This window comes from Burkholderia paludis, from assembly GCF_000732615.1.
Classification (GTDB): Bacteria; Pseudomonadota; Gammaproteobacteria; order Burkholderiales; family Burkholderiaceae; genus Burkholderia; species Burkholderia paludis.
On sequence record NZ_JPGL01000127.1, the window covers coordinates 1 to 5,143 of the forward strand.

Genomic DNA, 5,143 nt, shown 5'->3' on the forward strand with positions numbered 1-5,143 from the left:
TATGTACCGCTTGCACGGATCGATCAGGGCAAGCCGGCGGCTAACGATGCCGATGCAAGGGATGCGGTCTACTATTTTCACAACGATGTGTCGGGGTTGCCGGAGGAATTGACCGACGCTGAGGGCGAACTGGTCTGGCAGGCTCGCTACAAGGTGTGGGGCAACTCGGTGCAGGAGGAGTGGGTTGCGCGGGCGCCGCAGCTATCGGTGCCGAAATGGGGCGCGGTGCAGGAAGCGACGCCGACGTCTGTTCATGTACCAAGACCACAGAACCTGCGTTTCCAGGGGGAGTATCTGGACCGGGAGACAGGGCTGCATTACAACCTGTTCCGGTATTACGATCCGGATACTGGCCGGTTTATCTCCCCTGATCCGATCGGGTTGGCGGGCGGGCTTAACCTGTATCAGTACGCTCCTAATCCAAATTCATGGATCGATCCTTGGGGATTGTGTCGAACTAGCCCTAAAATTAATTCAGAACATGTCTTTCACGGAGAAATAAACAATCGTGGACGTGCCGTTGGCTTCCACCACGAAGGAAGTATTGGTCATATTGGAAAAGCTAGGGTGACAGGAATCACGTCGCCAGCAAATGCCCAAGGAGTTTATAGGGGCCGGGTTGAGATATTTGATTCGAGCAGTGGCGCATGGGTTGCCAAAGGGCCGGAGTCGTCGTTTTTTCCGAAGTCGTGGAATCGCCAACAAGTAATGTCCGAAATTAGAAGTGCATTTGATAACGGTGTGGTTTCCTCCAATGGGAAATGGGAAGGTGTTTCATCGAGTGGTGTGCATATTGAGGGGTGGTTAAATAGGAGTGGCGATATTAATACTGCTTACCCTATATACTGATCGAGATGGAAATGAAAATATATGTTGATGAGCGTGGTTTTGTTCATGCGGAGGTGCCCAATGAGAGCGAGATTCTTGGTGATTTTCTGTCGGGAGATATTCAAGGGAGTGTCTATGCTGCCGATGAATACATAAATGCGTGTATTTCTGTGGAAAATGGTGATGTGAAGAGGTGGGAGGGAACTGGTAATGCTCATACTGTAATTATTGAAGAAGATGGTGTGGAGATATTCAATGAGTACACGGAGCAATCCATGCGGATAATCGGAATCAGAAATTTCAGAGTTTATCTGGAGGAGTGGAAAAAATACTTGCTTGATTCGAAGTCGTTGAATCAATGATGGGGCTCCGTCGCAACCCGATGCGATTGCTATCGACGGCTTGTTGGCAAGCTGAGCGGACACGAGCCTTCCAAAGAGTTGGTTTTTGAATATGACGCGCTCGGCCGCCGAATCAGCAAGCTCAATGGCGCGCTACGCGAGTACCGATTTCCTGTGAGATAGCATGCGGCTCGTGAGGGAGACGTATCACGACCGTCAGGGTGAGGAAGCGCTGGCGTACTTGTACGAGTCCAACAGTTACGTGCAGCTTGCTCTGATCGATCCGGGCAAGCCAGCGGCGTACGATGCCGATGCAAGGGATTTTCACAACGATGTATCGGGGTTGCCGGAGGAGTTGACCGACGCCGAGGGTGAACTGGTCTGGCAGGCGCGCTACAAGGTGTGGGGTAACTCGGTGCAGGAGGAGTGGGTTGCACGGGCTCCGCACCGATCCATACCGGCTTGGGGTGCGGTGCAGGAGGTGATGCCGACATCTGTCCATGTACCAAGACCGCAGAACTTGCGTTTTCAAGGGCAGTATCTGGATCGTGAGACTGGACTGCACTACAACACGTTCCGGTTCTATGATCCGGACGTTGGACGATTCATCAATCAGGATCCGATTGGGCTGGTGGGTGGACCGAACCTCTATCGGTACGCGCCCAACCCTGTCTCGTGGATTGTCCGTGGGGACTGACCGGCGACGACGTAACAACGCTTTATCACTACACAACACAGAATGGCTTAGAGGGTATTACTAGTAGCGGTAGTTTGAATGCATCACAGAGCCCCGTACATGCAAGATTTGGAGATGGTCAGTATTTCACGGATATATCCCCCGATATGATTGGCGGTAGGACCATGGCAGATGCCGCCGGAACTGGAAAGATGTCACTAGGACAGCTTGCAGGAAATATTTACGGTAATGCTCGAAAGCTTAATAGCATTACGCATTATGTTGAGTAGATGTTACGGGCTTGAATGTCAAGGAGCCCCACCGCGGAACTTTCTTGGTTGAAGGGAGCGGGCTGCTTGATATTTCTAATCGTATAAAGAGAAGTGGATCAAGTTGCTCATGAAAAAAGAGTATTTTCACTCCAAGACAGAGTTTCCGTGTGGCTCCGGAGAGATTTATACGGAATTTATCGACGGCGTTGCGACGCGTCAGATCAGTCATCCTGATAATGGAATTGCCTACACGTCTTCATCCGTACAAGATTGGAATTCCGATATAGGATTTTTGCTCTTTGATGGAATGAGGGATGAGCTTGATATTTCGCAAAATGACGAAATTAAACAGGAAAAATTCGAGCATGCTTGGAAGGCTGCTGTAGGAAATCCTCCTCCACAGGAGCAAACGATCATCTACGGAGTTGGGGACGCCGCTGTACCGCAGCAGAACTCAACCCTTATAGCTCATGTGGTAAATAATCGTGGAAAATGGGGGCGCGGTTTTGTTGTTGCGCTCGGAAGAAAATACGCCATCGCGCGAGATAGTTATCTCGAGCTGTTCCAAGGTGAACAAAAACCTCCACTCGGAATGGTTCAATTTATGTCTGTAGATGACGAAAATAGAATATATGTCGCAAACATGGTTTCTCAAGATGGGATTCGTAAGAATAGTCGGGATGTTAATCAATACGTTTCGTATCCAGATCTCAAGAATTGCCTCAATCAAATTTGCGAATTTGCTTTGGCTAATCGACTATCGGTGCAAATGCCCATGATTGGTGCTGGACTTGGTGGTGGGAGTTGGGAGGTAATTTCGGCTGAAATTGCAGAAGTTTTTTCGTACTATAAATTGACTTGCAAAGTTATTAGGCTTTCTTAATCGATCTCCGTTATGCCGTCGAAGCAGGGCTGGATCTGTTAGTTCGATAGCCTTCAAGTCACCCGGGTGGCTACGTCGAGCACAACCGGCTCAAGATGTTCGAGTACGGCGCGTTTGGTCGGCGGATCCGCAAGCTCACTGGCAGTTACGCGAGTCCGGACTTCCAGTGGGACGGTATGCGGCTCGTGCAGGAGACGTACACGCCCGCCCGGGTGAGGAAGCGCTGACGTACTTGTACGAGTCCAACAGCTATGTGCCGCTTGCACGGATCGATCAGGGCAAGCCGGCGGCTAACGATGCCGATGCAAGGGATGCGGTCTACTATTTTCACAACGATGTGTCGGGGTTGCCGGAGGAGTTGACGGACGCGAGTGGGGATCTGGTCTGGCAGGCCCGCTACAAGGTTTGGGGCAACGCGGTGAAGGAGGAGTGGATTGCGCGGGCGCCGCAGAGGTCGACAGCCTCGTGGGGCGAAGTATCGGTGGTTGCTGCGACTTCGAGGCACGCACCACGACCACAGAACCTGCGCTTCCAGGGACAGTATCTGGACCGTGAGACCGGGTTGCACTACAACACTTTCCGTTTCTACGATCCGGACATCGGCCGATTCATCAATCAGGACCCTATCGGGCTCGCCGGCGGGCACAACCTTTATCAATATGCGCGTAACCCGGTCTCATGGATTGACCCGTGGGGATGGGCGGTAACGTCGCTCGATGCTCCAGGTTACTCCACGTATGGTCTTTACGAGCCTGGAGCGAATGAGCCTACTACATTGGCCATACTGGTCAATCGCTCGACGATCGCCTCTCTGAGCATGTGGGTACCGGACGGGCCGTTCGAGGGCAGACCGAAATTCGCTCTCTTGAAGGGCCTGCTGGGACGTTGACATATAGTCAAGCAAAGGGATATGAGCAAGCATATAGAGAAAAATTCAATACTAAAACAGGGTTCCCCGGTAATGTCATCGAGCCTATCAATAAATTGAGAACAGATGAACGCGGTCTATCTCATATGAAGTTTTATAATGAAAAGGCAAAGGAAGTTGGGTTGGGTCGATGCGGAGGTAAATGATATGGCATTGTTGAAAGTGACAGCTGGCGATATTGTCGCAATCCCCTGCGAAAGGAATGGTGAGTGGGGATTTGTGTGTTCTCGTGTGATTTTTGTTGGAGCGACAAAATGGATCGAGGTTTTTGATGAATTTAGTGTTGACTTCGAGACGGTGCCAGGGCGTGCGAAACAGGATGGATTTTCACAGAATTCTCGCCTATTCAATCCAATTCTAGCGTCTTTTGATTTTAGTAAAAACTTTTGCACGGTGAAGTGGCCGATATTGTCATCGGATTCTCTCTACACACCTGAGCAGTCGAATTTTTCGGAAATAGAATTTGAAGGTCCGTCGTATGAGGAGTTAGGGATTTATTACAAAGGGGGTGAGAAATTCACTGAAAAGCAAGGGGTTAGAAGAAATCTAGAGGATATGACAATATTTTCAAATCCTCAGCTGGTTAGGCGTATAAGTTTGTATCTTTCTGGATACATCAAGAAAGGCGCGCCTTGGAACTCGCGGTTGGTGAAGTCGATTATTGATAAAGAAGGTATGGATTGGTGGGTAAGTGGAATCAATGCATGTAATGACAAGGCAGACGCGGTCGCGCTTCTATTCAAAGAGTCGCGAGCCAAAAAGAAGCGATGAAATTGTATCTGTTGATGTGATTGTTTGATCGAATCAATAAGTGATTATCAGTTAAGGAAGCGGCGACGAAAGATCTGCTCGGTAAGTTGGTCAAATTCGTCGAGTGCAGTACATGGTAATACCCCCGGCCAGTAAGCGGGATCGGAAGTAGAATTTCCAGCAAAGGGAGTTCTACGCAATGAAGAAGTCGAAGTTCACGGATAGCCAGATCATGGATGCGCTCAAGCGGGCGGAGTCCGGGCTGGCGGTGCCGGAGATTTGTCGGGAGCTGGGTATCAGCACGGCGACCTTTTACAACTGGCGCGGCAAGTACGGCGGCATGGACGTGTCGCTGATGGCTCGCATGAAGGAACTGGAGGCGGAGAACGCTCGACTGCGCAAGATGTACGTCGAAGAGAAGATCAAGGCGGAGATCGTCGCAGAGGCGCTGGCAAAAAAAGACTG

6 protein-coding genes and 2 pseudogenes are annotated in these 5,143 nt (G+C 50.4%); all 8 read left to right on the top strand.

The features are described from left to right. The coding region (locus GQ56_RS45780) for an RHS repeat-associated core domain-containing protein (RefSeq protein ID WP_200878030.1) at positions 1–849 on the top strand (849 nt) is incomplete at its 5' end. Positions 850–860: 11 nt separating this feature from the next. After that, positions 861–1,190, top strand: a complete 330-nt coding sequence (locus GQ56_RS42670) for a hypothetical protein (RefSeq protein WP_075123133.1) — start codon at positions 861–863, stop codon at positions 1,188–1,190. Between the two features lie 301 nt (positions 1,191–1,491). Then, positions 1,492–1,862 (top strand): annotated as a pseudogene (locus tag GQ56_RS47420) (RHS repeat-associated core domain-containing protein); the annotation flags it as partial. Then, positions 1,863–2,135 (top strand): HYD1 signature containing ADP-ribosyltransferase family protein, encoded by a 273-nt coding sequence (locus tag GQ56_RS47425; RefSeq protein ID WP_200878031.1) that lies wholly within the window; start codon positions 1,863–1,865, stop codon positions 2,133–2,135. A 109-nt stretch (positions 2,136–2,244) separates the two neighbouring features. After that, positions 2,245–3,000, top strand: coding sequence for a macro domain-containing protein (locus tag GQ56_RS42680; protein ID WP_075123131.1), 756 nt, complete (start codon positions 2,245–2,247; stop codon positions 2,998–3,000). 53 nt (positions 3,001–3,053) lie between these two features. Further along, a pseudogene (locus tag GQ56_RS47430) lies at positions 3,054–4,074 on the top strand (RHS repeat-associated core domain-containing protein); the annotation flags it as partial. Next, entirely contained in the window at positions 4,046–4,699 is a 654-nt protein-coding gene (locus tag GQ56_RS45345; protein WP_152602008.1) for a hypothetical protein, read from the top strand. The pseudogene GQ56_RS47430 and the gene GQ56_RS45345, both read left to right, overlap by 29 nt. Before the next feature lie 178 nt (positions 4,700–4,877). Next, on the top strand, positions 4,878–5,143 hold a 266-nt coding region (locus GQ56_RS0138605; RefSeq protein WP_031403717.1), incomplete at its 3' end, for a transposase.